The sequence below is a fragment of the Nonomuraea sp. KM90 genome (assembly GCF_052246675.1).
Taxonomy (GTDB): Bacteria; Actinomycetota; Actinomycetes; order Streptosporangiales; family Streptosporangiaceae; genus Nonomuraea.
The window spans coordinates 1-25,625 of record NZ_JBQQCB010000084.1; the positions used below are offsets into that span (position 1 = coordinate 1).

Here is a 25,625-nt window from a genome sequence, read left to right on the forward strand (position 1 = left end):
GCACGGTGACGGCCTGCTTGCGCTTGCGGTCGATGCGCACACCGACGCTGTCGCGCTTGTCGATCTCGAACTCGAGCCAGGCACCCCTGGACGGGATGACCTTGCAGCCGTAGAGGTCCTTGTCGGAGGTCTTGTCGATGTTGCGTTCGAAGTAGACGCCGGGGGATCGGACCAGCTGCGTGACCACGACCCGCTCGGTGCCGTTGACGATGAAGGTGCCCTTCGGCGTCATGAGCGGGAAGTCGCCCATGAACACCGTCTGGCTCTTGATCTCACCGGTGGTGTTGTTGATGAACTCCGCCGTCACGAACATCGGGGCGGAGAAGGTCATGTCCTTGTCCTTGCACTCGTCCACGGAGTACTTCGGCGGCTCGAACCGGTGATCGCGGAACGACAGGGACATGGTTCCCGAGAAGTCCTCGATGGGACTGATCTCTTCGAAGATCTCTTCGAGACCCGACTGGGTCGGGACGTCCTTGCGCCCGGCCTGGCGAGCCGCCTCTACTCGGGCCTTCCACTTCTCGTTGCCGAGCAGCCAGTCGAAGGACTCGGTCTGCAGGGCGAGAAGGTCAGGAACTTCGAGAGGCTCCTGGATGCGCGCGAAGGAGACGCGACGGGGACCAGCGGGTACGGCGGAGGCGTTGCGCGAGGCTGCCAACAGGTGTCCTTCCGGAAAGCACGGATGGAGTCGAACTGCGCGCATGCCGAACGCCCCGGGAAATCCGGGGCGCGCACTGGCAGCACGAGGAGGGCAGCATAACGCAAATAAGAAACGGATGTCTACACGTACTATAAGCGTCAATCCTTGGTGCCGCCTTCAGAATGCCATAGGGAGGTGCCTTCGTCAACTCTCGCGGTGGCCATGTCCACTCCCAAGACCGGCACGGCGCCGCACTCGGCCCGTTCCACCGTGACGCCGGGCATGCCGCGGACCCAGCGGCCGGCGATCTCCCCGAGCCGCGCCGCCGGCGGGGGAGTGCGGCCCAAACCGATCGCGTAGCGGGCCCGGCCGGGGCCGCCGTCGAACGGGTGCGGCCAGGCGTGGACGCCCGGCACCTCTTCCAGGGCGGCGAGCAACTCCAGCATGCGTCCCCTGACCCGGCCGAGCGCCGCGTCGAGCTCCTCCGGGCGGTCGGAGCGCACGGTGAGCACCGCCCAGGCCGCGTGACGGCGGTGGAGGGGCGGCGGGTCGGGCAGCTCGGCGGACCGGCCGTGCTCCGTGAGCTCCCAGGCCCGGTAGAGCTCCTGGGTGAGCAGGTCCAGCACGCCCGGGGTGACCTGGCGGGCGCAGTTGCGCACCGGGGAGCTGGGCGTCAGCACCGCGATGGGGGCCGGTTCCGGAGCGGCGGGGCCGAGGGCGATCGGGTCGCGCCAGTCCCAGGCGGCCCACGTACCGAAGAACAGGCCCGGCAGGTCGCCGGCGGGCAGGTCGCCGCCCTCGCGTACGGTGTGCGCGGCCATGACCGTCCAGGCCAGGCCGGGGAGCCCGCCGAACGGGGCGGAATCCAGGCCACGGGCCCGCGCCCACGTCTTCACCTGCCTGGCGAGGCGGGCGAAACGGGCGTGGTGCCGGCCTACGGCGGCGCGGACGGCGTCCGCGTCGCTGACCGCGCTCATGGCGATCGCCGCCGCCTGGCCCAGCTCGGCGCGCCGGGCCACCGCCTGCCCGGGCGGCACGGATCCGGCGGGCACCACGGTCAGGTCCACGTCCAGTCCGGCCGTGCGGAAGCGCAGGCCCGGCACCCGGGCGCCGATCACCTGGCGCAGCCGGGCCACGCCGGGCAGCGCCTTTCGCACCCGGGCCTCGACCTCGGCCGGATCCGTCCCGCCCGGCAGCGCCGCCACCAGGTCCAGGTCAGCGTCCGGAAGCTCGCAGCCCATGCGCCGGGAGCCGGCGACGTACACGATCCCCGGCTCCAGCGCCCGCGCCAGCCGCCGCGTCACGTCGGCGGCCGATGCCGCCCGGTCCGGCGTCCGGTCCTGCACGCGGATGGGCGCGCGGACGGGCGCGCGGACGGGCGCGCGGACGGGCTGGGCTGCGGGCCGGGCTGCGGGCTGGGTGGCGGTCGCCGGCTCGCGGTCGTCGTCACCGGTGACGTCCAGGACCGCCTCCACCGCGTAGTGGTCGGAGACGTACAGCCCTTCGGGGGTGGGCGTGTCGCCGCGCAGCGCCGCCGAGACCACCCGGGGGCGGCCGCGGAGCAGGATGCGGTCCAGGCGGGCGGCCCGGCCGGAGCGGGAGGACAGCGCCGCGAGCGGGTTGGCGGCCGGGTCGAAGGTGGGGGTCTCGTCGGCTCCGTACGCCTCCGTCCAGGCGTCGCGCAGGCCGAGCGCGGTCGCGGGGGTGTCGGTGCCGTCGTTGAAGTCGCCCAGCAGGACCAGGTCGCCGTCCACGCCGGCCAGCCCTTCGGCGATCCTGGCCAGCTCGGCCCGCCGCCTGCCCGCGCCGTCGGCGGAATGGTCGCTGGTCAGGTGGGTGACGGCGACGGTGAGCGGGCCGGTGGCGGTCTCCACGACGACGGCGGCCACCGACTTGTGCGGGCCGAGCTCGTGCCGGGCCGCCTCACGTACGGGCAGCCGGCTGAGCAGCAGCAGGCCGCTGTCGTCGACGTCGGGGCCGTACGGGTCGGTGCCGACCGTGTAGCCGGCGCGTACCCACGGGGTGGCCAGCAGCATGGCCAGCAGCGCGGGCTCGACCTCCTGCAGGGCGAGGACGTCCGCGTCGGCCTCCTCCAGGGCCGCGAGGAGCAGGGGGCGGCGGCGGGCGGTGTCGATGCGGTCGCTGTCGTAGCGGTCCCACAGCGTGTTCCACGTCAGCACGCGCGCGGCCGCGGGCCCCGGCCGCGCGCGAGCGGCGGCGGGACGCCAGCCGCCGGCCGGATCCCAGGCGTGCGGGGTCGCGGCCGTGAAGAACGGCGCCAGCAGGCGGCGCGCCTCCCGCGCCCGGCCGGCCTCGCAGGTGTCGACGCGGTCCAGGCCCGTGGCACGGTCCCAGACCAGCTCGCCGTCCGCCTCGACGAACAGCACCCGGTGCCAGGGGATGTCGCCGCCCGGGGTGAAAGCGGGCAGCGCGACGCGCTCGGGGTCGGCGTTGCGCTGGCCGACTCCCAGGACGAAACGGGACGGGTCGAACCGCGAGTCCCAGCGGATCCGGTGGTAGACCTCCTCGCTGGTACGCATCACGCCTCCTCGTCCAGAGCGCCGTCCACGTCCTCGACGGCTCCGCGGGCCCCGACGTACCAGGTGCGGTGGGCCTGCCCGGGATAGGGCGGGACGAACCGGCGCGCCTGCGCGGCCAGCACGTGTGCGGGCACCGGGTGAGCGCGGCGGGCGTTGCGCCGGTGCAGCTCGTCCTCCTCCACCAGCACGACCACATGGGTCGTCAGCGCGTCGCGGCGGCGCGCCACCGCGTGCACCAGGGAACGCTGCTGCTGGTTGAGCGAGGTGGCGTCCCACACCACGGTGCCGCCGGCCGCCAGGGCGGCATCGAGCCGGTCCAGGCCCTCACCGAGCACTTCCCGGTTGGCCCGCTGGTCCGCCCGCGAGCCCCGGGCATCGCGCAGGTCGTCCAGCGACACGTACGCGTCGACCTCCGGCAGCCCGGCCGCGAACGTGCTCTTGCCGCTGCCCGACGGCCCGACCAGCTGCACCAGCCGGGGGAACCGCCTCGACCGCCACCGCCAGGTCGCCGCCACGGCCTCCTCGACCGTGGCGATCCTTCCCCTGGCCCAGGCGTCGCGCGCCTCCGCCCCGCACCGCTCGGCCGCCTCCCCGCCGAGGCCGGCCAGGGCCTCGCGCAGGCCGGCCCGTAACGGCTGCAGCGGCGCCGGCCCGAGCAGCCCGGCGTCCTCGGCGTGCAGGGCGGACCATTCGACCTGCTCACGCTCCTGGCCGGCCGCCTCGTCCGCGCGCCCGGCCAGCCCGGCCGCCGCCACGGCGTGCAGCACGCCCAGGTCGGCGGCCAGCGCCATGCGCCCCAGCCCGGCCCGCCGCTCCTCGTCCGGGTAGGGCCGGCGCAGCACGCGGTGCAGCCCGGCCAGGTCCGCGACCTGCCGCGCCGGCCGCATGCCCAGCGGCCCCGCCAGCCGGGCCGCCAGCCGGGCCCGCGGCATGGACCGCAGCGCCGTGGCCAGCACGCCCGCCAGCCGGGCGTCCCCGTGCCGGCCGAGCACGTCCAGCCGCGCCGACACCTCGGCCACCGCCTCAGCGTCCACCGCTTCCGAGCCTTCCCCCGTGGGGGTGCGGCCCACCGCGGCCATCAGGGCGCTCACCTCGGGGTCCGCGCCCGAGCGCACCGACCACAGCGCCGCGCCCGGGCCGAGGGCGTTCGGCACCACGGTGGCGTGCATCCAGTGCGTGCCGGTCGTGACGTGCTCCCGGCGCACCCACTTGGCCACCCGCCCCGCGAACTCCTCCCGCCCGAACCCCTCGACGGCCCGCACCACGTAGCCCTCCTGCCGCGCCAGGTCCAGCCGCAACCCCCGCAGGGCCCGCTCGTCGAAGACGCCGCGCCACAACACCGGCGGGACGGGAATCCCGAGCCCGCGCAGGAAGGCGACCGTGCCGTCCCAGTCCAGGCACCGATCGCCGGCCCAGACCGAGAACCCGTAGAACCAGCTCTCCAGCCCCTGGTACACGATGGAGTGCCGGGCGTACACGTTCTCCCCGCACACCCGCCACCCCGCCGGGATGCGGCCGCCGATCCGCCCCTGCAGACCCTTGACCCACGCCCGGGACGGATGGTGCGCCGAGTCCGGCGACCGGGCGTGCATCCCGTCGGCGTACAGGGTGGTGTTCTCCCCGTCGAGCTTCTCCGTGACCACGACCTCGCGCCCGCGCAGCCCGGACAGATCGCCGGCGCGTACGTCGTCCGAGGTCACGCCGGGGGACCAGGGCAGGTGAGGGGTACGCGGATAGTGCACGCGCATGACCCCTCCCCCCTCGGCTGGGGACGACTGTACAAGCGGCCACAAAGCGCCTCCATCGAATAAAACGGCTAGAGTCGGCACCTTGATCGGCGGGAGGGCGGCGGCATGCGCGTGACGATGACGAGCGTGGCGACGACCCGCCACCCGAACGAGGACTTCACCGGGGCCCTGCCCGCGGCGGCGGTGCTGATCGACGGCGCCGGCATCCCCGGCACCGCGTCGATCTGCCGGCACGGCGTGGCCTGGTACGCCAACCGCCTGGGAGGCGGCCTGCTGGGCCTCCTGTCACTCGACCGCGGCCTCCCGTCGCTGCTCGCCGAGGCCATCGAGCAGGTGACGGACGCTCACCGGGACACCTGCGACGTCGCCGACCCCATCAGCCCGTCGGCGACCGTGGCCGTGCTGCGCCTGTCCGGCGGCCTCGCCGAGTACCTCGTGCTCGGCGACTCGTTCCTCGTGCTCGACCCGGCGGAGGGTGAGCCGCTCGTGGTCTCCGACCCGCGGGAGGTGATCATCAGCCGGTCGTACGAGCCCGCGATCAGGGCCGCGGCCCCGGGGAGCGACGAGCGCCACCGGCTCCTGCGGGACCTGCGCGCCAACCGGAACCGGCCGGGCGGCTTCTGGCTGGCCAAGGACGACCCGCGGGCGGCGGACGAGGCGATCACCGGAAGCCGTCCGATCTCCGGGCTGACCGGCGCCGCCCTGCTCAGCAACGGCGCCGGCCGCATCGTGGACCGGTTCGGGCTCACCGACTGGCCGGGGGTCATGGCCGTCCTGGCGTCGAGCGGGCCCGCCGAGATCATCCGTCGCGTCCGGCGGGCGGAGGCCCGGCACTCGGTGGTGTTCGACGACGCGACGATCGCGTACTGCACCGGCCTTGCCGAGACCTGACCGCCGACCGGACGAGACGTCTCACGGCATGCCGAGCGACTCCTCCATGTAAGCCATCGCCCCCACGGGCTCCTCGGCGAAGAAGACCAGGTCGGTCAGGGGACGCGGGAGGAAGCCTTCGTCCTCCATCCGCCGGAACTGCTGCTTGAGCCCGTCGTAGAAGCCCGCCGTGTTGAGCAGCACGACGGGCTTGTCCGTCCGGCCGTGCTTCTTCAGCTCCAGGATCTCGGTGGCCTCGTCGAGGGTGCCCGTGCCGCCCACCATGATGACCACCGCGTCGGCCTTCTCCAGCAGCAGCCTCTTACGCTCGGCGAGATCGGCCGCGATGACCATGTCGTCCACGCCGGGGCGTACCTTGTGGGCCAGGAAGTCCACCGAGACCCCCATCAGCCGCCCGCCCGCCTCGTGCACCCCGTCGGCCATCACCTTCATCAGGCCCACGTCGGAGCCGCCCCAGACCAGCGTGTGCCCGCCCTTGCCGATCAGCTCGGCGAACTCGCGGGCGGGCCCGGTGTAGGTCTCGGACAGGTCGGCGGCGGACAGGAAGACACAGATGTTCATGGGCACCACCGTAAGGGGCGCTCATGGGTGCGGGCCCGTCAGGTGGGCGGGTGCCACCGGGCCGCATCGACGAGGCGGCCGCCGAGGGCGCGGATGTGCCGGACGAGCTCGGGCGGCTCGTGCACCTCGAACGGGACGCCGAGCTGCGCGACCCACATGGCCAGCTCGTCGAGGGAGTTCGACCCGGTGCTGAGGACGCACGCGCCGTCGCCGGCCGGCTCGACCACCGCCATCGTCGGCGGCATCCGGGCGGCGACCACCTCGGCCGGCGCGTGCACCGTGAAGCGGCCGCGGTAGCGGTACGGGTCGACGGAGATCCGCTCCGAGACGTAGCGGACCAGGTCGGCGGCGGGCGGCTCGCGGGGGGTGAAGCGCGGGCCGTTCGGGGTGTGCGGGCGCAGCCGGTCGACGCGGAACGTACGCCAGTCCTCCCGGCCGGTGTCCCACGCCACCAGGTACCAGCGGCGGCCCGAGTTGACCAGCCGGTACGGCTCGGCGGTGCGGCGGTCCTCGGTGCCGTCGTGGGACCGGTAGCCGAACCGCAGGCTTTCCCGGTCGCGTACGGCCGCGGCGATCACGGTGAGCACGGCCGGGTCCACGGCCTCGGCCCGCCCCGCCAGCGGGACCGTGACCGACCGCAGGTCTCCGACGCGATGCCGGAGCCGGGACGGGAGGACCTGCTCGAGCTTGACGAGGGCGCGTACCGAGGTCTCCTCGATGCCCGCCACGCCTGAGACGGCGGCGGTGCCGAGCCCGATGGCCACCGCGACCGCCTCGTCGTCGTCGAGCAGCAGCGGGGGCAGCCCGGCGCCGGCGCCGAGCCGGTAGCCGGGGGCGCCCGCGGTGGCGTGCACGACGTAGCCGAGCTCGCGCAGCCGGTCGATGTCGCGGCGGATCGTACGGGGCGAGACGCCGAGCCGTTCGGCCAGCTCGGGGCCCGGCCAGTCCCTGGGGGTCTGCAGCAGCGACAGCAGCCGCAGCAGCCGCGCCGACGTCTACAGCATGACGTCCATCCTAGGACTGAATCTGTCCTAACCCATTCCTACGATGACGGACATGAACGACGACATGCGCATCCATCCGTTCCGGATCGACATCCCGCAGGCGCGGCTGGACGACCTGCGCGGCCGGCTGGCGGCGACCCGCTGGCCGGACGAGCTGCCCGGCGTGGGCTGGTCCTACGGGGTGCCCGTCGGCTACGCGAGGAAGCTGGCCGAGTACTGGCGCACCGGTTTCGACTGGCGTGCCGCCGAGGCGCGGCTGAACGCCTTCCCGCAGTTCACGACCCGTATCGACGGGCAGAATGTGCACTTCATGCACGTCCGCTCGCCCGAACCCGACGCGCTGCCGCTGATCATCACGCACGGCTGGCCGGGCTCGGTCGCGGAGTTCCTGAACGTCATCGGCCCGCTCACCGACCCGGCCGCGCACGGCGGCGACCGGTCCGACGCGTTCCATGTCGTCGCCCCGTCCATCCCCGGGTTCGGCTTCTCCGGCCCAACCACCGAGACCGGCTGGGACCTGGAGCGGGTCGCACGGGCGTGGGTGGAGCTGATGGCCCGGCTCGGCTACCGGCGATACGGCGCGCAGGGCGGCGACAGCGGCTCGGTCATCTCGCCGATGCTCGGCCGCGCCGCGCCCCGGAACGTCGTCGGCGTGCACGTCAACGGCGCGCTCGGGTTCCCGACCGGCGACCCGGCCGAGTTCGAGGGGCTGGCCCCTGGGGAGCTCGCCCGTCTCGGCCAGTACCAGGACCAGGACCGGGCCGGCTACGCGATCATCCAGGCGACCCGGCCGCAGACGCTCGCGTTCGGGCTGCACGACTCGCCCGTGGGACAGCTGGCGTGGATCGTGGAGAAGTTCAAGGAGTGGACCGACCCGGCCCGCGAACTGCCCGAGGACGCGGTGGACGTCGACCAGCTGCTCACCGACGTGAGCATCTACTGGTTCACCGGGACCGCCGCCTCGGCCGCCCGCCTCTACAAGGAGGGGCAGAAGGGGTGGGGGGCGGTGGCCGAGTACTCGGCGCTGCCGCACGGGGTCGCCGTCTTCCCCGGGGACGCCGGGGTCCGGCGGATCGCCGAGCGCGAGCACAACGTCGTGCACTGGTCGGAGTTCGACCGCGGCGGCCACTTCGCCGCGATGGAGGCGCCGGACCTGCTCGTCGAGGACGTCCGGGCCTTCTTCCGTCCCCTCCGTTGACCCCCGCCCCGCCCCGCCCGGCCCCGCCCCGCTGCCGGGGTCCGGTCGCTCCGCCTGGCCAGGCGCTCTCCCGTGGGCCAGAATCGGTGACTCGCGGCGTTTCAAGGCAGGAGGCCGGAGTGTCGGTATCAGTGCTGGACATGTCGATGTCGCTCGACGGGTACATCGCGGGCCCGGACGACAAGGTGGGCAACCCCGGCGGCGACGGCTTCATCCGGCTGCACGACTGGGGCCTGACGCCGGACGGGAGGTTCGCCGAGTCCGGGCCGGCGGGGGAGATGCTCGGCCAGATCCACGCGACCGGCGCGGTCGTCACGGGGCGGCGTACCGCGGAGCAGGTCGATCACTGGGGCGGGAACCATCACGGTGAGGGCGTCCCGGTCTTCGTGGTCAGCCATCGGCCGCCCGCTCCGGAGGTGGCGAACCATCCGCTGGTGACGTACGTGACCGACGGGATCGTCAGCGCGATGGCCCGGGCGAAGGCGGCCGCGGGGGACCGCAACGTGCACGTGATCGGCGCCTACACGGGGCAGCGGGCGATCGAGGCGGGGGTGCTGGACGAGCTGCAGATCCATCAGATCCCGGTGCTGTTCGGCGGTGGCCGCCGGTTGTTCGAGGTGTTGCCGTCGCGGGTGGAGCTGGAGATCCTCCGGGTGGTCGACACGCCGGAGGCCACCCACATCCGTTACCGCATCCGCCGCTGACCCGGCTTGGAAATCTACACCGTAAAGGCGCCAGGCTGGGGTTATTTGATCATCCGGCGCTCGCAACCCCCCGGCGAGGGAACCGGCCTGGCTGTCGGCGCGCGAGTGAGCTGTCCGAGGTGACCTGGGGACCGGCGACCGCGGTGAGTCGTAGCTTGGTCTCGTCCTCGCTGCCGGGCGCGGCGGTCATGATCACGATCTTGCGCTCGGAGTCGCCGTCGTTCAGGATGTCGCAGTCCACGCTGACCGGTCCCACCGAGGGGTGGTCGATGGTCTTGTGGTTCTCGCGATGGGCGGCGACCGTACCCGTGGCCCACAGTTCGGCGAATCGCCGGTTGCCGCCGGTCAGGTCGTGGATGAGCTTCGCCAGGCGAGTGTCCTGGGGGAAGCGGCCGGTGGCGCGGCGCAGGTCGGAGACGACGGCGGCGTCGACGGTGTCCCTGTCCTGCTCCGTCACGGGCCAGAGCGCGAGGCGTGCGGGGCTCACGGTCACCGGGAATTTGTCGCGGGCGAAGTTGCGCAGTTGGGGCGGTGAGGTGGAGGGGTCGCCGAGCAGCGCGGCCCAGCTGCGGTTCCACCAGATCAGTTGCCAGTCTGCCGCGAACACGGCGACCGCCACGTCGCCGAGCCGGGTGAGGACGCGGTGGACGCCGGGCGGGATGTGGTCGGAGATGGTGCCGCCGGCCGGAGGTACGAGGTGGGCCAGCCGGTAGAGGTGGTCGCGTTCGGCGGTGGTCAGCTGCAGGGCTCGCGCGATGGAGGCGATGACCTGTGCCGAGGGCGTGGTGGCTCGTCCTTGTTCGAGGCGGACGACGTAGTCGACGGATATCCCGGCGAGCTCGGCGAGTTCTTCGCGGCGGAGCCCGGTTGCGCGGCGTGTCCGGCTGACCGGGAGTGCCGCGGCTGACGGGGGCAGGCGGTTGCGCCATGTGCGGATCATCGCGCCCAGCGTGGTGCCGGGTGTCGTCGTCATGGCACTCATCCTGCTGCATCGTGGGTGGTCGAAGGTGGTACTGGTTCTCCTACCGTCGGGGCCCGCAGGTTCGCCGAGGATGCCCTCGCCCGACCGCCACAAGCCGGTCGCGTGGTCACCGGTGAGCCGCCGCCGTCACCTGAGGGGGTCGCGCGGCCGGGCCCGTAGCCAGAACATGATCAGCACGGTGGCGGCGGCCGGGCCCAGTCCCCAGGCCAGCGGCGCGATCACGCCCAGGAGCGCGGTGGAGCCGACGAAGAGCCCGAGTGCGCCGCCGAGGCTGAGGATGCCCATGGCGGCCAGGGTCGCGGCGATGCCGCGTTCGAGCCCGGGGGCGTGGAAGGCGGGCGCCAGGAAGAGGCAGGCGAGGGAGAAGAACACGCCCCAGCCGAGTATCTCGAAGGCGTACATCACCGACGGCCAGCCGTACGGCTGGAACCATTCCAGGCCCGCGGTCCGGCCGAGCCCGGGGCTCTGCCTGACCATCGTCAGCGCCACGAACCGGTTGGCGCAGACGACCACGGCGTTCATGACGACGAACGCCAGCGAGATGAGCGTGAACACCTGCCTGTCCGCCGGGGTGGCGAGATGGACGGCGCTCCACAGCGGCACCAGGATCAGGGCCGCAAGGATCATGATCGCGTGGAAGGTGGTCGTGAAGGGCTCCTCGGGCGGGAACGGCAGCTCTCGCACCATCATCACGGAGAGCACCACCAGGTAGAGCAGCGCCAGGGCGGTGAAGCCGCCACCCGCCCACATCCCCACCGAGGTTGTCGTTCTCATGCCTTGCCCCGTCCTGTTGGTGGCGTATGCCATTCGCCATAATGGCGAACATAGTACGCCACTATAGACTCGCCGGTGAAGGCACGGGCGGCATGGGGAGCGGGCGACGATGGGGGAGCAGCACAGGACACGTACGCCGGCGGGCATCGAGCTGGCCTGGCGTGCCTCCACCGACGCGGCCCGTCTGCGCGATCAGCCGGCCGGCGGGCCCAAGCCCGGTCCGCGACCAGGTCTCACCCTGGAACGGATCGTCGCGGCCGCGATCGAGATCGCCGACAGCGAGGGCCTCGCCGCGGTGTCGCTGGCTCGCGTCGCCGCGGCGCTGAACTCCGCGACGACCTCGTTGTACCGGCACGTCCGCGCCAAGGACGACCTCGTGGTGGTGATGCGCAACGCCGCCGCCGCGCCGCCCCCCGACCTGCCCCGGCCCGACGCCGGACGCTGGCGGGAGTCCCTGGCCGGCATCGCCCGGCAGATCTACGACCTCTACCGGCGGCATCCCTGGGCCCTGCAGATCCCCACCTCGGGCCCGCCGAGCACGCCGAACGAACTGTTGTGGGGCGAGCACATGCTCCAGGCCCTGTCCGGGACCACCCTCAGCCCTCATGACCGGCTCCGCGCCGTCACGCTGATCTCCGGCTACGCCCGCGAGCAGGCCCGCCTCAGCCTGGACCCGGTCATCGCCGACGGTGGGGACGCCGCGGCGGGCGACTACTTCCGGTTCCTCGGGAGCGTCATGACGCCGGACCGCTATCCCATGTTCTGCCGCCTGTTCGCCGACCAGGTCGACACCGGCTCGATCGGCTACACCGCGGAGGACTTCCAGTTCGGCTTGGACCGCATCCTGGCCGGGCTCGCCGAACTCGACCGGGCCGGCTGACCTCGACCGGGCCCGCTGACCTCGACCGGGTCCTGCGAGCGCGACGCCCGCGCTCAGCCGGCGGCGCCGCCCTGAGCGATCACGCGAGCGCCCGCCGGATCAGCGCCGCGTCGCGGTCGAGAGACTCACGCGAGCGGCTCTTCCAGTCAGCGGTGACCACGACACCGTCCCCCGGATAACGCGGCACGACGTGCAGGTGCAGGTGGAAGACGTCCTGCCCGGCGGCCTCCCCGTCGGCCAGAGACAGCCGCACCCCGTCGCAACGGAGCCCCGACGCCCGCAGCGCGACCGACACCCGCCGGGCCGTCCGCCAGATCGCCGCGCCGACCGCGTCCTCGCAGTCCGCCAGCCCGGCCACGTGCACGCGCGGGATCACCAGTACGTGGCCGACGGTGGCCGGTTTGTGGTCCAAGATGGCCACCACGCTGTCGTCCTCGTGGACGATGGCGGCCTCGGCCCGTCCTGCGATGATCGCGCAGAAGATACAGACGCTCATGTGAATCATGGTCTCGGTTGCGGCAGCTCCGCCGCACGGGCATTTCTCACGACCGCCGCCGGGCCGGAAGTCCTGCCCGTTACCTGCCTTCCGCCGGTGCGGACGGTACGTCGCCGCTTCCCTGTCCGCCGACGTACCGCCGGTCCGGGGCCGTCATCCTCTCGGGCCGTAGGCCGTCATGAGGACGTGCACGACGATGAGGACGACGATCCAGACCATGGCGCGTCTGGTCGGCGGGGGGCCGCCGCGCAGCAGCGAGATGCCCAGGGGGATGAAGGCGACGCAGAGGCCGCCGACGGCGATGAAGGACTGCGGTTCGGTGCCTTTGAGGGTTCCGAGCGCGAGCGCCGACATCAGGCCGAGCGCGATCGAGCGGCCCAGCCCCAGGGCGCCGGAGCGGTAGGCGCCGATGGCCAGCACGATCCAGCCGAAGAAGGCCGGTCCGGAAATGGCCCTGAACGGATGCCAGACCGTGTCCCGCCAGGTCTCGTAGTAGTGGTCGATGCCGTTGAGCATGGTCTGCAGGCCGAGGCCGTCGGTCAGGTGGAAGGCCAGGTGATCGGTGCCGAACTGGAAGGTCCGGGTGAACAGGCCGACGATCACCAGGCAGCCGCCCCACAGCCCCCACAGCGGGCTGGTGGCGGCGATCCGTTGCGCCAGCGTCATGACCGCCGGCCACAGCATGATGAACCCGGCGGCGAAGCAGACGTAGGCGGCGGTGATGAGGGTGGGGTGCTGGGTGTAGGCGACGAGCTGGTACGGGACGAAGTAGTAGAACGGGGAGCGCAGGAGGGTCCCGGCCATGATCAGGGTGGGGCCGCCGATCAGCGAGACGGCGCTCACCCATCGTCCGGGGAACGGGGGTTGCCGGTCCAGGTTGGCCGCGGCATTGGCGGCCCGCCGGTCCGCGCCGGCCTGTCGCCAGCCGGTGATTCGCCGGCGAAGATCGATGTTCATGGGTTCCTGCCCGTCTCGTCGGTGTCGGGGTGGGCGCGTCCCGGCACGGTTCGCCGGGCGCACCAGCATGGTGACGGCCGGTGCGGTGGTGGCGCGTCTGGCCCAGGTCGCATTTCGGCCGGCGGGTACGAGCAGGTGGTACGACCCTGGTCGGATGCGGGATATCAGACCCTGGGCAGATGCCGGGTGATCCGGGGAGGCGATAACTTCTCGGCATGAACTGGGCACGGCGGGTCGGTGGAAAGGGCGCTGTCGATGTGGCGGCGGCCGTCATTGTGGCGCTGACCGTCGGATACGCCATCGTCGACCCGCCCGGGCCGTCGTCGTCGTGGCCCGCGTGGTCGGCCTGGCCGGTGGCGGCCGTGGTGAGCTTCCCGATCGCCATCCGGCGACGCTGGCCGCGGGCCATGCTCGTTCTCGCGTGCGCGGCGGGGGTGCTGGCGACCATGGCCGGTTCCGTCGCGGCGAGCGCGATCTGGGTGACCTTCGTGCCGACCGTGCTCGTGCTGTACCTGGTGGCCGCCACCGTCTCGGCCGCATGGTCGGTGGCGGCCACCGCAGCGTGCGCGTTCGCCGCGGTGGGCGCGATCCTGATCTTCTACGACCAGGTGCTCCCCGGCCTGGCGCCCCCGGCGTCGCCCAGCGAGATTCCGCCGTACTGGCCGGTGGAGATCGGTGCGACCTGCTTCCTCCTGGCCACCGCATGGGTCGTCGGAGCCGCCGTCCGCTCTCAGCGGGAGACGACCGCCCGCCTCGTCCGTCACCTGGCCGAGGCCGCGGTGGCCGACGAGCGCAGGCGCATCGCCCGCGAGCTGCACGACGTGATCGGCCACAGCATGAGCCTGATCACCGTCAAGGCCACCGTGGCCAACCATGTCGCCGACGCCCGTCCCCAGGAGGTGCGCGCCGCGCTGGCCGTCATCGAGCAGACCAGCCGGAGCACGCTCGCCGAGATCCATCGCGTGCTCGGCCTCCTGCGCTCCGACGGCGATCTGCAGGAGGCCCATCTGCCTGTCCCAGGCATGGCGGACCTGCCCGAGCTGGCTGCCGGTGCCCGCTCGGCCGGGGTCGAGGTGGACCTGACCGTCCGCGGGGAGGCCGCGCCGCCTCCCGCGGTCGCGGTGTCGGTCTACCGGATCGTGCAACAGGCCCTGACCAACGTCATCGCGCACGCGGGGCCCACCCGCTGCTCGGTCACCGTGGACATCGACGGCCGCGCCGCCACGATCGAGGTCACCGACGACGGTCCCCGCCACGGCCGGCCGCCGCGAGCGGGCTCCGGCGGACACGGGCTGATCGGCATGCGCGAACGGGTCAAGATGTACGAAGGCACGTTCAGCGCAGGACCCCGGCCCGAAGGAGGCTTTCGCGTGGCGGCTCGACTGCCCTACGACCCGGACGGCACCCTGTCATGATCGATGCCGCCCCGCACGATCCGCGCCCGCCCATCCGGGTCCTGCTCGCCGAGGACCAGGTCCTGGTCCGCGACAGCCTCAAAGTCCTCATCGACAGCACGCCAGGGATGACCACCGTGGGCGAGGCGGGCACCGGCGCCGAGGCCGTGCTCCTGGCCCGCCGGCAGCGGCCGGACGTCGTCCTCATGGACGTGCGGATGCCGGACATGGACGGGATCGAGGCGAGCCGGCATATCTGCGCCGACCCCGCCAATGCCGGTGTCCGCGTTCTGATCCTCACCACGTTCGATCAAGACGAATACGTCTACGCCTCGCTCAGGGCGGGCGCCAGCGGCTTCCTCCTCAAGAGCGCCACGGCGACCGAACTGCTCGCCGCCATCCACGTCGTCGCCTCCGGCGAAGCGCTGCTCGCACCCACCGTGACCCGCCGGCTCATCGCCGACTTCCTGCGAGACCCGCACCCCGCCCCGGCCGTGCGGGATCTCAACGACATCACCCAGCGCGAGCGCGAGGTGCTCACCCTCATCGGCAAGGGGATGTCCAACTCCGAGATCGCCGAGCACCTTCACCTCACCGTCGGCACGGTCAAGACCCACATCAGCCGCCTCCTGGCCAAACTGCACGCCCGCGACCGGGCTCAGCTCGTCATCGCGGCCTACGAAGGCGGCCTGATCACCGTCCCGGACGGGCGCCGTTGACCGGTTCGGCGTTGGCACAGGCGCGCATGGGCGTGGATCGGCGGGAGCGGAGGAGCCGGGGGGAGCGGGGGAGGGCGCCCAGGTGCACGCGGGCGGTGGCTCGCGCGGCATCCCCCGAGGTCGGCCTGAAGTGAGGCCGAGGTCAGGCGCGGACGGGCCCACCATGATGACCTGGCACCGGAGGCCACGCTCCGCCACGAGCACGGGGTTCAAACGCGGGTGTCGGCGGGAGCGGGCGGTGGCACGAGTGCCGGGGGGCCGGGGTGGGGGGGGTGGACGAGAGCGGAGTCCATGCGGGTGTCGGCCAGGGCGGGGGTGACGTGAGCGCGCCGGGGTCCATGCGGGTCGGCCAGAGCGGAGGTGGCACGAGTGCCGGGTCCACGCGGGTGTGGGTCAGGGCGGGGGTGACGTTAGCGCCGGGTCCACGCGGGTGTCGGCGGGGGCCGGGCGGTGAGCAGCACGTCGGCAGGGTGAACGGCGCTCGCCGAGCGTGCCGCCGACCGCGTCCGGGATGCCGCAGGTCGGGCCGGCTGATGGTTCGCCGGAAGGTCCTACGGAAGTGAGGGCTCAGCGAGCTTCTGGACGCCGATCACCGACAGCAGACGCAGCTGCTCGACCGCCGGGCTGCCGGCCGGGGCGGTGAAGAACTGCAGGCGCTGCCTGCCGTCCTCACTGAACAGGTTCTGACAGTGGACGTCGACCACACCCAGCGCCGGATGGACGATCCGCTTGCGGTCCCCCCGGCGTACCGCGACGTCGCCGGTGTCCCAGAGATCGGCGAATTCCCCGCTGCTACGGCGCAGCCGGACGATCATCTCCATCGACTGCGCGTCATGATCGCGGCGGGCCACCGCGGCGCGCAGGTCGTGGACGAGGACGCGCGAATGGTGCGGGTGATCCGCTTCGGGATAGATCGACCGGCTGCCGGGATCGGTGAACCACCGGCTGACGAAGCTGTCGCTGGTGGGCGGGCCGATCAGCGCCGTGGCCGGCCGGTTCTGCGCGAGGGTCTCGTGCAGGTCGGTGATGATCCGCGCGGGCGTCGTGTCGAGCCGGTCGAGCAGAGCGAGCATCGCCGGCTGCACGTGCACGGCCGTCCCGTGACCGGCCGGTGCCGTACGTCCGGCGAGCAGGAACAGGTGCTCCCGCTCGTCCTCGTCCAGCCGCAGCGCGCGGGCCAGCGCGGCCAGGACCTGGGCCGACGGCTGCGCGCCACGGCCTCGTTCCAGCTCGATGTAGTAGTCCACCGAGGTCCCGGCGAGCTGAGCGACCTCCTCCCGGCGCAGGCCGGGCACCCGGCGGCGCGGCCCGCTGATCAGGCCGGCCTCCGCGGGGCTGATCCGCGCGCGCCGGGTCCGGAGAAAGCTGCCGAGTTCGGAAAGGTTCACCGGCCCAGCGTTCCACACTGGCTCCACCGCGAGACAGGGGACGCCGGCCCCTGGACAGCGGGCACCTGGATACCCCTGCTCCGCCCGGACATGGTGGGAACCACCGAACCGAAAAGGAGAAACGGATGCCGTTCGCGAACTTGAAGGTCCCAGCCGGAACCCTCACCGCCGAGCAGAAGGAGGACCTGGTCGTCAAGGTCACCGACCTGTACTGCGCCACCTTCGGCGACGCCGTGCGGGGCAACACGATGGTGCTCGTCGACGAGGTCGCCGACGGCGGATGGGGGATCCGGGGCGAGGTCCTCACCCTGGCCAGGATCGAGCAGCAGGCCTGAGCCGTTCCCGGCCCCGCGGCGACGGCGACGTTGCGGGGCCGGGATGGCAGCTCCGCAACGAACGCCTCAGAGTGCGTGGTCATGGAGCGTCGTCCTGGCCGGATCGCAGATGTGATCCTTCCTGGCCGGGTCATCGCCCCACCCCACGATCTTCACGACAGTCCCCACGCACCCGAGCCCTGCAGCGTGACGAGGATGATCGCGGGCGAGGGGCCACCGCCACGGACGGTCATGGCGGCGGCGCTCCTGACGTCGGCCATGCTGCCGTTCGGCACGGTGGTGACGGCGATGAACAGCGCCGTCGGTGCCGAGACGGAGCAGGTGGTACGCGAGGCGCCAGCCGCACGTCCGCACCTGGTCCGGCCCGGCCTGCGGCAGCACGTGGACACCGTCGCCCGGGTGCGAACGGCGGAGCCCGGGGCGCTCTTCGTGCTGTCCGCGCTGGTCCTGGGCATGTTGACGTGGGTCTCGCAGCGTGGGTTTCGCGGTGTGGGTCCCCGCAGTGGCCCGGTCTGGTCCCGTCGCCAGCGGTCGCGCTCAGCGCGAGTTACGCGTTCTGGTTGCGTCGGGCGGTACCCGAGCAACCCCGTCGCGGACGCTTTCCGGCACCCGCTGTGGGACATCTGATACGCCGCGAACCCGGACATGCGCGGCACCGAGCCCTTCACCGACTTCCGTCCCTGGTGGCGAACCCGGGCCGTGCCCAACCTCGTCGTCATGGCGGCACTGGCCCCCGGATCGCGAGCGTCGTCCACACGATCCGAACCCGACCGAACCGGCTGCTCACCTCACCGGCCGCGGGCCGGCGGGTGCGTCCGCTCGGCCGAATGCCGTCCGGGCCGCGGAGGTCTTCCACGCGGCTCAGCGCGGGACCTTCGGGCCGGCCGGCGGCTCGCCGACGCGAGCCTTCGCGGAGTTCTTGCACGTTGGGGAGGGTCATCGAGCGTCTCGTTCCGTCAGGGTCCGGCGGTGAGCAAGACTAGTGCGACTGCCGGGCGGGGGAGTCGCCGGCCGGACCGGTTGCGCGCTCGGCGGGACCAGCACGTACGACCCCGTAGGAGCCCGCCGTGGACCGTCACGCATGGAAGCCGTTCCTCCAGCGCTGGAGCGAGGAGTGGCGCATCGCCCACCCCGGCGAGGAGCCGGACGGCGACCCCTGGCTCGGCCGCCCGCCCGCCACCGAGGACGAGATACGCGCCCTGGAGGCGCGCCTGGGCCGCGTTTGCTGCCCCCGTCGTTCCGGGAGTTCCTGCTCGTCACCAACGGCTGGCGGAACGCGGGCAAGTTCGTCCGGAGGCTGCGGGGCACCGAGGAGATCGGCTGGCTGGCCGACCTGGAGCCGAGCTGGGCCGACGTGTACGCCGACCGTGACGAGGAGGAGACCGAGCCCGCGGCGGCCCGATCGTTGCTGATCTCCCTGGAGGCGGACGCCGGCGTCGTCTACCTCGATCCGGGCGACGTCGACGAGCGCGGCGAGTGGGCGGCCTACGACGTCTTCTCCTGGACGGCCATGGGCCCCGAACGGCACGGCTCGTTCTACGAGAAGATGTACGACTTCTACGCCGGATTCCACGCCCTCGACCGCCCCCGATGCCAGACCCAGAGCGCCTGGGACGCCAAGGTCGAGGACGCCCGGCTGGAGAGCCTGCGCGGCGAGGTGGACGGCCCGCTGGCCGTGTTCGCGCAGGCCGCGCGTTTCGGCCGCGACCGCGCCTCGTTCCTGCACTTCCAGATGCGGACCCTGTTGAGGCAGGACGACGACGACCCGTTCCGTCGGCTGCTCAGGAACGACCACACCTGGTAGTGGACCCTCGACGAGGGACTGTTCGCCGCGCAGGTCGTACCGCTGCTGTTCGCCGCGCACGAACGGGACCGCCGCTTCGCCTCCGGTTCCACGCTCCAGTCCCTGCGCGAGCGGGGGCCGCAGTGGGTCAGGCACCTGCTCGGACGGCATCAGGCGCGGCGGAGGGAGCCGGGGTTCCGGCTCTGCTTCGGCAACCCGGAGTTCGACGTGGCCGCGCACGCCGCTCTCGACGCCGGCGAGGATGCCGGCGGAGGTACCGGTGGAGACGCCTGGTCGCGCCTGCGCGACGCCCTCGTCATCCACTGGCGGCCGCTGCATGAGGACCAGCTCGCACCCATCGCCCTGCTCGCCGACCCCCGGGCCGCCCGGCTGATCACGCCGGAACGCGGACGCGAGCTTCTGGCCACGAGACGGGGCTGAACGCGGGTCGGCCGATCACCGGTCCGCGGTGGAGGCGCGAGGTCCGGTGCCGCTGCCGGTGCCGGTGGCGGGATCGGGGCTCTGCCTCCGGCGGGCTTCGAGCGCGTCCAGGATCAGGTCCAGGCCGTAGCCGAACTCGCTCGTGTAGTCGTAGCCCGGCCGCAGGGCGTGGTCGACGATCATCTCCGTGAGGTACGGCAACTCGTCCGCCGGGAGCTGCTCGAGGATGCCGCCGGCCACTTCCTCCATGTCGTCCGGCGTCATCACCGGCAGGTTCGCCTCCTGGAGGACGAACCCGCCGATGTAGCTGTCGATGAGCGAGATGGCGTGCGCGGCCATCGGCAGCGTGAACCCCGCCTCCCGCAGGACGCCGAGGACGGCGTCGTGGTGGCGCAGCGTCGCCGCCCCCGGGTTGCGACGGGAGTCCATGAGGCCGAGAGCCCAGCTGTGCTGCGACAGGACCGCGCGCGCGGAGGAGGCGCGCGCACGGATCGCGTCGCGCCAGTCGTCGCACCCGGCACCGGGGAGCTTGATCGCCGCGAACACCATGTCGACCACGCCGTCGAGCATCGCGTCCTTGTTCGGTACGTGGTGGTAGAGCGACATCGCCTCCACGCCCAGTTCCTGCGCCACCCGGCGCATCGTGATCGCCTCCACGCCGCCGCGATCCGCGACCCGGATCGCGGCCTCCAGCACGAGACCTCGGCTGAGCGGCTGCCGTGGCGGTGAAGGTGGCGGCGGTGGTGGCACGACGGCTCCGGAAGTGTGGGCGGTTGACAGCCTTACGAGTGTAAGCCATCCTTACGTACGTAAGCCGCCTTACGGGCGTAAGTCATCCCGGGTGCCGGGAGTTCGGCGAACATCCGGCCCACGACGCGCCCCACCGGGGCGAGGCAAGGAGATCCCGATGCCGATGCCGAGGTGGTGGGGGCACGTGAACAAGCGAGTGTTCAACCCCCGCGCGCTCGCGGGCGGGAAGTGGCCTGTCCTGATTCACGTCGGACGTAACTCCGGCGCGACGTACCGCACCCCTCTCGACGCGTTTCCCGTCGAAGGCGGCTACCTGTTCGTCCTGGTTTATGGATCCCGCTCGGACTGGGTGCAGAACATCCTGGCGGCCAGCAGCGCACGGCTGCGGGTCGACGGGAAGGAGGTGGAGCTCGCCGCCCCGCGCCTCGTCGGGGAGGACGAGGCGTTCCAGGCCCTGTCCGACGACGTGAAACGCCCACCGAAGCTGCTCCGCATCAGCGAGTTCCTCCGCATGGACCTGGTCGCAGGTTGACGATCTGAACCTGGTTGCAGGCTGACGATCCGGACCTGATCGCGGGCTGACGATCGACAACCCGCGAACACGCGCCCGGCGGGCTATTCCGGACGCCAGCGGCCGATCTTCTTCGACAGGAGAGTGGCGCCGATGCGCGCGTAGAAGCGTTGCGCGGCCACGTTGGTCTCGGCCACCTCCCAGCGGATCACCTTTCCGCCGGCGGCATCGGCGGCGGCCCGCATCAGCTGCTCTCCTACGCCACGGCCGCGTTCCGTGCCGTCCACGTACAGGTCGTCCAGTGCGAGGTAGTCCTCGCCGGACCAGAAGCTGACCCGCTGCAGCCAGGAGACGTACCCGATGGCCTGGCCGTCGCGCTCGGCGATCAGGTAGGTGATCTCCGGGCGGGCCAGCATCCGTTCGAGGCCGGCGACGGTCACGGTGATGGCCGCTGTCTGGTCCTGGTGTTCGGCCAGGCTGCGGATGAGCCGGTGCACGGCATGGGCGTCATGGGGCGTGGCACGACGGATCGCTGTCACGGTGCTCCTTTTGTGAGAACGGTACGGGGGTTAGGTATCAAGATGGGCGAAGGAAACCGTACCCAGGCCGGGTATGAGGAGGATAGGGGTCAGCCGTGCTCGGCGTGCTGGCCGTGGTCGGTGACCTGGGCGTCGAACCAGGCGTGCAGGGCCGTGAGCAAGGAGGCGTCGGTGGTGGTGTAGGTGATCCGGGCGCCGGCGGGCAGCTGGGCGTAGCGGATGTCGATGCGGGTGTGGCCTTGCTCGAGCGCGCGCAGGCCCGGCATCTCGCCGCCGTGGATGGAGGCGGGGTCGCCGTAGTCGCCCTTGCTGAAGCCCGCGGCCTCGGCGGTCAGGTGCTCCCGGATCAGCCGCACCTGCTCGGCGTCGGCCGGGTCGTCGGAGGTGACCGTCTGCTCGCCGCCGGTGGCCGACTTGGCGAAACGGTGCGTGGTGCGCTCGAGGTCGAACGGCATCACCTGCCGGCTCCTGGCCGCGATCTCGGCCTGGCGGGCGGCCAGCGCCTGCCGCTCGCCACGGCTGACGAGCACGTACGCCGTCGCGGCGACGACGACGAGCGCGAGCGCCGCGATGAGCGCCTGGACGCGTCGATTCTCAAGGGTCATCTATGGCCTCCGTGAGGATGGTGAGGGCGCGCAGCACGTCGCCGCGTTCGCCCTCGGGGACACGCTTCAGAACGGTGGAGAACCGCTCGGCCCTGGCCTCGGCCAGCCGGGCCGCGGCCTGCACCCCTTGCGGCGTGAGCCGGACCAGCACGCCGCGCCCGTCGTCGGGTGCGGGGGTGCGCTCGGCCCAGCCGCGGTTGATGAGCTGCGTGACCAGCCGGCTGGTGGTGCTCTTCTCCAGCCGGAGCCGGTGCGCCAGATCGCTCTGCCGCAGCGCGCCGTCCCTGGCCAGCTCACCCAGCGCGTGCGCCTCCGACACCGGGATGGGCTGCCCGCAGGGGGTCTGGTCCGGCTGGTGGAGGCCGAAGGCTCGAACGAAGCGGGCCACGGCTTCCTGGAGTTCGCGATCATCCGCCATGGTTCGACCATACAACCAGATGGTTGTATGGCACAACCAGTCGCCGTTCAGCGGGGCGAGGGCAGCACGGACAGCTCGCAGGGGTAGGAGTCGGCGGGGGCGCTCAGCACCCAGACGATCATCGCCGCCAGCGACTGCGGCCGGATGCACGCCTCGGGGTCGTACGGGCGCCCGAAGGCCCGCCTGACCTCACCCAGCAGGTCGGTCGCCGTCGCCGCGGGATAGACGGTGGTGACGCGGATCCCGTGGGCGGCCTCCTCCTCGCGCAGGGAATCGGCCAGCTCCCGCAGCGCCGCCTTGCTGCCGACGAACGCCGACCAGCGGGGGACCCCCGTCATCCCGGGCGAGGCGTTGACGAAGATCACATGGCCCCTGGACCGCCGCAGCGCGGGCAGCGTCAGCCGTGCCAGCTCGGCGGCGGAGGCCACGTTCACCGCCAGGGTCCGCCGCCACGTCTCAGGGTCGGCGTCGGCGACGGCCACGACGGGGGAGATGCCCGCGCAATGCACCAGCGCCTGCACATCCCCCAGCTTCCCCGCATCCTCCAGCGCCCCCATGGCGGCGGCCAGCGTCCCGGGCTCGGCCAGATCCGCCTCGATCCCCGGTACGTCCAGCCGCCCGGCGCCGCGCCCCACGGCGGTCACCCGATGCCCGGCCTCCACGAGCGCGCCGACCAGCGCGGTCCCGATACCCCCGGTGGCCCCGGTCACCAGCACATGTCCCATGACGACTCCCTTGATGCGCGCTGCACTTGATCACAACATGCCACGGCGGCGGGGGAACTCGTCGCCGGCGACGACGTGGCGAGGCCGGGTGGGCTTCGCGATTCGGGCCGGGTGTGTTGCGCGATGCGGGCCGGTGGTGCGGCTGGTTGCGCTCCTCGACGATGTAGCCCAGGACACGGCGGCGCTCGGTGGGGGCGGTGACGAGGCGGGGTGGTGACGAGGCGGGGCGGTGACCGGCAGAGTTGTGTCCAGCAGGGCGGCAGCTCCAGGCCGTCGTGCGGGCGCAGGCCGCCGGGCGCCTCTTTCCCGCCCTGCCCGCCGCCGATGCGCACGCCATGACCAGGATCTGGTCGCCGGGCGGCCTCACCTGCACCGCGATGTCGTGGAGCTGGTGTACGGCCTGCTGCAGCGCAGCACGAGGTTCCGCGGGCCTCGCCTCCGACGGCCACGTGGCGGGGCGGATCGTCCGCGCGGCAACGGGCGTAGTCCGCCGGCCTCCAGCGCGACGGGACCGTCTGGCCTGCCGAGGCGAACCGTGCCCGCGCCGGCGAGGAAGCACTTCATCACCCCTGGCTGGTGCGAGGCCGAGTGGTGGGGTGCGCCCGGACGGGTGGCCAGGTCGTACAGAGGTCGGTGTACAGGTGGGTGTCGAGGTGGTCGAGCGGGTGGGCGTCGACCGTGGTGGGTCAGGGGGATCTGGGAGGTCCGCCGCGCCAGGAGGGGAACGGTCGTAGGCCGGTGGCTGTGTCGTAGGCGGCGGTGGACAGGAGGCGGGTGGAGTCGAGTGTGGGGAGCGGGGAGTGCTCGGGGGTGATCAGGAGCGGGATCTCGGTGCAGGCCAGGGCCACGGCGTCGCAGCCTCGGGCGGCCAGTCGTTCGATGACCCCGAGGTATGCCGCCCGCGAGTCGTCGGTGAACACGCCGTTGACCAGCTCGGTGAAGATGATCTCATTGACCGTTCGGCGATCTTCCGCATCCGGCACCTCCGCGGCGATGCCCCGGGAGCTGAGGGCGCGTGGGTAGACCGGACCCTGCATCGTGTAGGAGGTGCCCAGCACGCCGACGCGGGTGTGGCCGTCACGGGCGGCCTGCTCGGCGACCACCTCGGCGATGTGCAGGCCCGGCAGGGCGAGGGCCGGGCCCGGGCGGTCGAGCGCCAGGTGGGCGGTGTTGTCGGGACAGACGAAGAACTCCGCGCCGGCCCGGGCCAGCCGGGCCACGCTGACCGCGAGGGTTCTGCGCACCGCGTCGTGATCGCCCGCGTCCCAGGCGGGCATGCTGCGGCCGAACGGGATGTAGTCGAGGGTCACGTCGGGATGGTCGTGCTCGCCCGAGCGCCGGAAGCCCTCCTGGCAGAAGGACAGGAAGCTCAGCGCGGCGCCCTCGGTGCTGTGCGCGAGGATGCCCAGGTGTCTCATCGTGGCGTCGACGCCGCCGTGCCGGTGCGTGTCGTGGCGGCTCTCGAGCGGCCGGTGACGCTCCTCCAGGTCGTGCATGTCCCATCCCCCGTTCGGCATGTCGGAACGCTTGGCCGTTATAGTGGACCAAGAACGAGTGTTCGTCAAATCGAACGAGAAGACTGGTGGAGCGAACGGTGGCCGACGGCAAACCTCCCTTCGAACGTATTGCGGCGGCGATTCGGCGCGAGCGCGACCGTGCCGGGATCTCGCTGACCGAGCTCGCGAAACGCTCGGGCCTGGCCAAGTCCACGCTGTCCCAGCTCGAGTCGGGCACCGGAAATCCCAGCCTGGAGACGCTCTGGGCGCTCGGCGTCGCGCTCGGCGTGCCGTTCAGCCGGTTGGTCGACCCGCCGCGCCCGGCCGTACAGCTGATCCGTGCCGGTGAGGGCCCGGCCGCCCACTCCGGCCAGGCCCACTACACCGCGACGCTGCTGGCCGCCAGCCCGCCGGGGGCGCGCCGCGACCTCTACAGGATCGAGGCGCAACCGGGGGAGTCCCGGCGCTCCGAGCCGCACATGCCGGGCACGGTCGAGCATCTCCTGATCAGCACAGGGCGGGCCCTGGCGGGGCCCGTGGACGAGCCGGTCGAGCTGGCTCCCGGCGACTACCTGTCCTACCCGGGCGACGCGCCGCATGTCTTCACCGCCCTCGATCCCGACACGACGGGGGTGATCGTGATGGAGCACGTATGAGCTGAGGGGATCGAGTACGTCGGTGCGCATGGCATTGCGGATATGACGGATCCGCGGCGGTGGCGGCATCCCGCCGTCGCTCTCGGTGGACCTGTGGCGTGCCGGCCGGTCCGCCTTGTCCCTGTTGCTCAAGGGCCGGTGCCACCGGCACCGGCCTGGTGCTCGCTGGTGAGATGCCGGTGAGATGGTCGGTCAGGCCGGCCCGGCGGTGGCCGTCCGGGTCTAGTCGTGAAGCGTCCAGAGCGCCCTGCCCAGGAACAGAGGCAGGGGCAGGCGACAGGGGGGAGGGGCAGGCTCGGGACCAGGCTCCAGGGGAGGCTCCGGGCCAGGCCCCAGGGGGAAGCTCGGGGGCAGACGCAGGCTCGGGACCGGCGGCGCGGTCGTGGGGGTCACCGCGAGCAGCAGCATCAGGGCCTGGGTCTTGTCCCGGCGGAGGTCGGCCGGCACGAGGCGCACGACGGGAACGGCACAGGAGCGGCACAGGAGCGGT

Annotated in this window: 27 protein-coding genes and 1 pseudogene; 12 read left to right on the forward strand and 16 right to left on the reverse strand. The window is 72.4% G+C overall.

From position 1 onward, the window contains the following. From ACTWPW_RS45165 to ACTWPW_RS45175, 3 genes and pseudogenes are all read right to left on the reverse strand, one after another. Positions 1 to 658 (reverse strand): annotated as a pseudogene (locus ACTWPW_RS45165) (DNA-directed RNA polymerase subunit beta); the annotation flags it as partial. 140 nt (positions 659 to 798) lie between these two features. Continuing rightward, complete coding sequence (locus ACTWPW_RS45170; protein WP_443172346.1) at positions 799 to 3,180, reverse strand: RNA repair domain-containing protein; 2,382 nt, start codon at positions 3,178 to 3,180, stop codon at positions 799 to 801. Next, entirely contained in the window at positions 3,180 to 4,928 is a 1,749-nt protein-coding gene (locus ACTWPW_RS45175; protein WP_443172347.1) for an RNA ligase family protein, read from the reverse strand. The genes ACTWPW_RS45170 and ACTWPW_RS45175 overlap by 1 nt, the downstream gene beginning before the upstream one ends. Positions 4,929 to 5,033: 105 nt before the next feature. Between ACTWPW_RS45175 and ACTWPW_RS45180 the strand changes: the two genes are divergently transcribed. Continuing rightward, complete coding sequence (locus ACTWPW_RS45180) at positions 5,034 to 5,819, forward strand: integrase (RefSeq protein ID WP_443172348.1); 786 nt, start codon at positions 5,034 to 5,036, stop codon at positions 5,817 to 5,819. Positions 5,820 to 5,840: 21 nt separating this feature from the next. Here ACTWPW_RS45180 and ACTWPW_RS45185 read toward each other — a convergent pair whose 3' ends face one another. Both ACTWPW_RS45185 and ACTWPW_RS45190 read right to left on the reverse strand, forming a co-directional pair. Continuing rightward, on the reverse strand, positions 5,841 to 6,380 hold the full coding sequence (locus ACTWPW_RS45185; RefSeq protein ID WP_443172349.1) for a TIGR00730 family Rossman fold protein: 540 nt from the start codon (positions 6,378 to 6,380) through the stop codon (positions 5,841 to 5,843). 38 nt (positions 6,381 to 6,418) lie between these two features. Beyond that, positions 6,419 to 7,363, reverse strand: coding sequence for a helix-turn-helix transcriptional regulator (locus ACTWPW_RS45190; RefSeq protein ID WP_443172387.1), 945 nt, complete (start codon positions 7,361 to 7,363; stop codon positions 6,419 to 6,421). Between the two features lie 73 nt (positions 7,364 to 7,436). Here ACTWPW_RS45190 and ACTWPW_RS45195 point away from each other — a divergent pair, with 73 nt between their 5' ends. Beyond that, positions 7,437 to 8,582, forward strand: a complete 1,146-nt coding sequence (locus ACTWPW_RS45195; RefSeq protein ID WP_443172350.1) for an epoxide hydrolase family protein — start codon at positions 7,437 to 7,439, stop codon at positions 8,580 to 8,582. Between the two features lie 119 nt (positions 8,583 to 8,701). Further along, positions 8,702 to 9,286, forward strand: coding sequence for a dihydrofolate reductase family protein (locus ACTWPW_RS45200; protein ID WP_443172351.1), 585 nt, complete (start codon positions 8,702 to 8,704; stop codon positions 9,284 to 9,286). 49 nt (positions 9,287 to 9,335) lie between these two features. On the opposite strand, the gene ACTWPW_RS45205 is transcribed toward ACTWPW_RS45200, so the two are convergent. Both ACTWPW_RS45205 and ACTWPW_RS45210 read right to left on the reverse strand, forming a co-directional pair. Next, the gene (locus ACTWPW_RS45205) at positions 9,336 to 10,259 is read right to left on the reverse strand and encodes a helix-turn-helix transcriptional regulator (RefSeq protein WP_443172352.1); all 924 of its coding nucleotides are present in this window, start codon (positions 10,257 to 10,259) and stop codon (positions 9,336 to 9,338) included. A 135-nt stretch (positions 10,260 to 10,394) separates the two neighbouring features. Next, complete coding sequence (locus ACTWPW_RS45210; RefSeq protein WP_443172353.1) at positions 10,395 to 11,042, reverse strand: hypothetical protein; 648 nt, start codon at positions 11,040 to 11,042, stop codon at positions 10,395 to 10,397. Between the two features lie 109 nt (positions 11,043 to 11,151). Here ACTWPW_RS45210 and ACTWPW_RS45215 point away from each other — a divergent pair, with 109 nt between their 5' ends. After that, positions 11,152 to 11,922, forward strand: coding sequence for a TetR/AcrR family transcriptional regulator (locus ACTWPW_RS45215; protein WP_443172354.1), 771 nt, complete (start codon positions 11,152 to 11,154; stop codon positions 11,920 to 11,922). 79 nt (positions 11,923 to 12,001) lie between these two features. Here the strand turns inward: ACTWPW_RS45215 and ACTWPW_RS45220 are convergent, their stop codons facing one another. Further along, the gene (locus ACTWPW_RS45220; RefSeq protein ID WP_443172355.1) at positions 12,002 to 12,418 is read right to left on the reverse strand and encodes an HIT family protein; all 417 of its coding nucleotides are present in this window, start codon (positions 12,416 to 12,418) and stop codon (positions 12,002 to 12,004) included. A gap of 153 nt (positions 12,419 to 12,571) precedes the next feature. After that, the gene (locus tag ACTWPW_RS45225) at positions 12,572 to 13,375 is read right to left on the reverse strand and encodes a hypothetical protein (RefSeq protein ID WP_375112638.1); all 804 of its coding nucleotides are present in this window, start codon (positions 13,373 to 13,375) and stop codon (positions 12,572 to 12,574) included. A gap of 215 nt (positions 13,376 to 13,590) precedes the next feature. Here ACTWPW_RS45225 and ACTWPW_RS45230 point away from each other — a divergent pair, with 215 nt between their 5' ends. Together ACTWPW_RS45230 and ACTWPW_RS45235 are read left to right on the forward strand one after the other, a co-directional pair. Continuing rightward, a complete protein-coding gene (locus ACTWPW_RS45230; protein WP_443172356.1) occupies positions 13,591 to 14,790 on the forward strand; it encodes a sensor histidine kinase in 1,200 nt (399 codons plus the stop codon). Continuing rightward, positions 14,787 to 15,488: a response regulator gene (locus ACTWPW_RS45235; RefSeq protein WP_375112636.1), complete on the forward strand. Its 702-nt coding sequence runs from the start codon at positions 14,787 to 14,789 to the stop codon at positions 15,486 to 15,488. Before ACTWPW_RS45230 ends, ACTWPW_RS45235 begins: the two co-directional genes overlap by 4 nt. A 551-nt stretch (positions 15,489 to 16,039) precedes the next feature. On the opposite strand, the gene ACTWPW_RS45240 is transcribed toward ACTWPW_RS45235, so the two are convergent. Beyond that, positions 16,040 to 16,876: a helix-turn-helix transcriptional regulator gene (locus tag ACTWPW_RS45240; RefSeq protein WP_443172357.1), complete on the reverse strand. Its 837-nt coding sequence runs from the start codon at positions 16,874 to 16,876 to the stop codon at positions 16,040 to 16,042. A gap of 125 nt (positions 16,877 to 17,001) precedes the next feature. Between ACTWPW_RS45240 and ACTWPW_RS45245 the strand changes: the two genes are divergently transcribed. The 4 genes from ACTWPW_RS45245 (at position 17,002) to ACTWPW_RS45260 (ending at position 19,435) form a co-directional block, all read left to right on the forward strand. After that, entirely contained in the window at positions 17,002 to 17,211 is a 210-nt protein-coding gene (locus tag ACTWPW_RS45245; RefSeq protein ID WP_443172358.1) for a tautomerase family protein, read from the forward strand. Between the two features lie 186 nt (positions 17,212 to 17,397). Beyond that, positions 17,398 to 17,838, forward strand: coding sequence for a hypothetical protein (locus ACTWPW_RS45250; protein WP_443172359.1), 441 nt, complete (start codon positions 17,398 to 17,400; stop codon positions 17,836 to 17,838). 595 nt (positions 17,839 to 18,433) lie between these two features. Then, complete coding sequence (locus ACTWPW_RS45255; protein ID WP_443172360.1) at positions 18,434 to 19,015, forward strand: SMI1/KNR4 family protein; 582 nt, start codon at positions 18,434 to 18,436, stop codon at positions 19,013 to 19,015. Between the two features lie 207 nt (positions 19,016 to 19,222). Continuing rightward, on the forward strand, positions 19,223 to 19,435 hold the full coding sequence (locus ACTWPW_RS45260; protein WP_443172361.1) for a hypothetical protein: 213 nt from the start codon (positions 19,223 to 19,225) through the stop codon (positions 19,433 to 19,435). Positions 19,436 to 19,450: 15 nt separating this feature from the next. Here the strand turns inward: ACTWPW_RS45260 and ACTWPW_RS45265 are convergent, their stop codons facing one another. Then, positions 19,451 to 20,131: a TetR/AcrR family transcriptional regulator gene (locus ACTWPW_RS45265; RefSeq protein ID WP_443172362.1), complete on the reverse strand. Its 681-nt coding sequence runs from the start codon at positions 20,129 to 20,131 to the stop codon at positions 19,451 to 19,453. A 211-nt stretch (positions 20,132 to 20,342) separates the two neighbouring features. On the opposite strand from ACTWPW_RS45265, the gene ACTWPW_RS45270 reads away from it, so the two are divergent. Next, on the forward strand, positions 20,343 to 20,717 hold the full coding sequence (locus tag ACTWPW_RS45270; RefSeq protein WP_375112630.1) for a nitroreductase family deazaflavin-dependent oxidoreductase: 375 nt from the start codon (positions 20,343 to 20,345) through the stop codon (positions 20,715 to 20,717). Positions 20,718 to 20,800: 83 nt separating this feature from the next. Here the strand turns inward: ACTWPW_RS45270 and ACTWPW_RS45275 are convergent, their stop codons facing one another. From ACTWPW_RS45275 to ACTWPW_RS45295, 5 genes are all read right to left on the reverse strand, one after another. Then, on the reverse strand, positions 20,801 to 21,235 hold the full coding sequence (locus tag ACTWPW_RS45275; RefSeq protein WP_375112629.1) for a GNAT family N-acetyltransferase: 435 nt from the start codon (positions 21,233 to 21,235) through the stop codon (positions 20,801 to 20,803). A gap of 89 nt (positions 21,236 to 21,324) precedes the next feature. After that, positions 21,325 to 21,840, reverse strand: a complete 516-nt coding sequence (locus ACTWPW_RS45280; RefSeq protein WP_443172363.1) for a hypothetical protein — start codon at positions 21,838 to 21,840, stop codon at positions 21,325 to 21,327. Continuing rightward, a complete protein-coding gene (locus tag ACTWPW_RS45285; protein WP_443172364.1) occupies positions 21,830 to 22,258 on the reverse strand; it encodes a MarR family winged helix-turn-helix transcriptional regulator in 429 nt (142 codons plus the stop codon). The genes ACTWPW_RS45280 and ACTWPW_RS45285 overlap by 11 nt, the downstream gene beginning before the upstream one ends. Positions 22,259 to 22,305: 47 nt before the next feature. Then, the gene (locus ACTWPW_RS45290; RefSeq protein ID WP_443172365.1) at positions 22,306 to 22,983 is read right to left on the reverse strand and encodes an SDR family NAD(P)-dependent oxidoreductase; all 678 of its coding nucleotides are present in this window, start codon (positions 22,981 to 22,983) and stop codon (positions 22,306 to 22,308) included. A 686-nt stretch (positions 22,984 to 23,669) separates the two neighbouring features. Continuing rightward, on the reverse strand, positions 23,670 to 24,500 hold the full coding sequence (locus ACTWPW_RS45295) for an aspartate/glutamate racemase family protein (RefSeq protein ID WP_443172366.1): 831 nt from the start codon (positions 24,498 to 24,500) through the stop codon (positions 23,670 to 23,672). A gap of 65 nt (positions 24,501 to 24,565) precedes the next feature. Between ACTWPW_RS45295 and ACTWPW_RS45300 the strand changes: the two genes are divergently transcribed. Then, positions 24,566 to 25,135, forward strand: a complete 570-nt coding sequence (locus tag ACTWPW_RS45300) for a helix-turn-helix domain-containing protein (protein ID WP_375112624.1) — start codon at positions 24,566 to 24,568, stop codon at positions 25,133 to 25,135. The last annotated feature ends 490 nt before the right edge of the window (positions 25,136 to 25,625 follow it).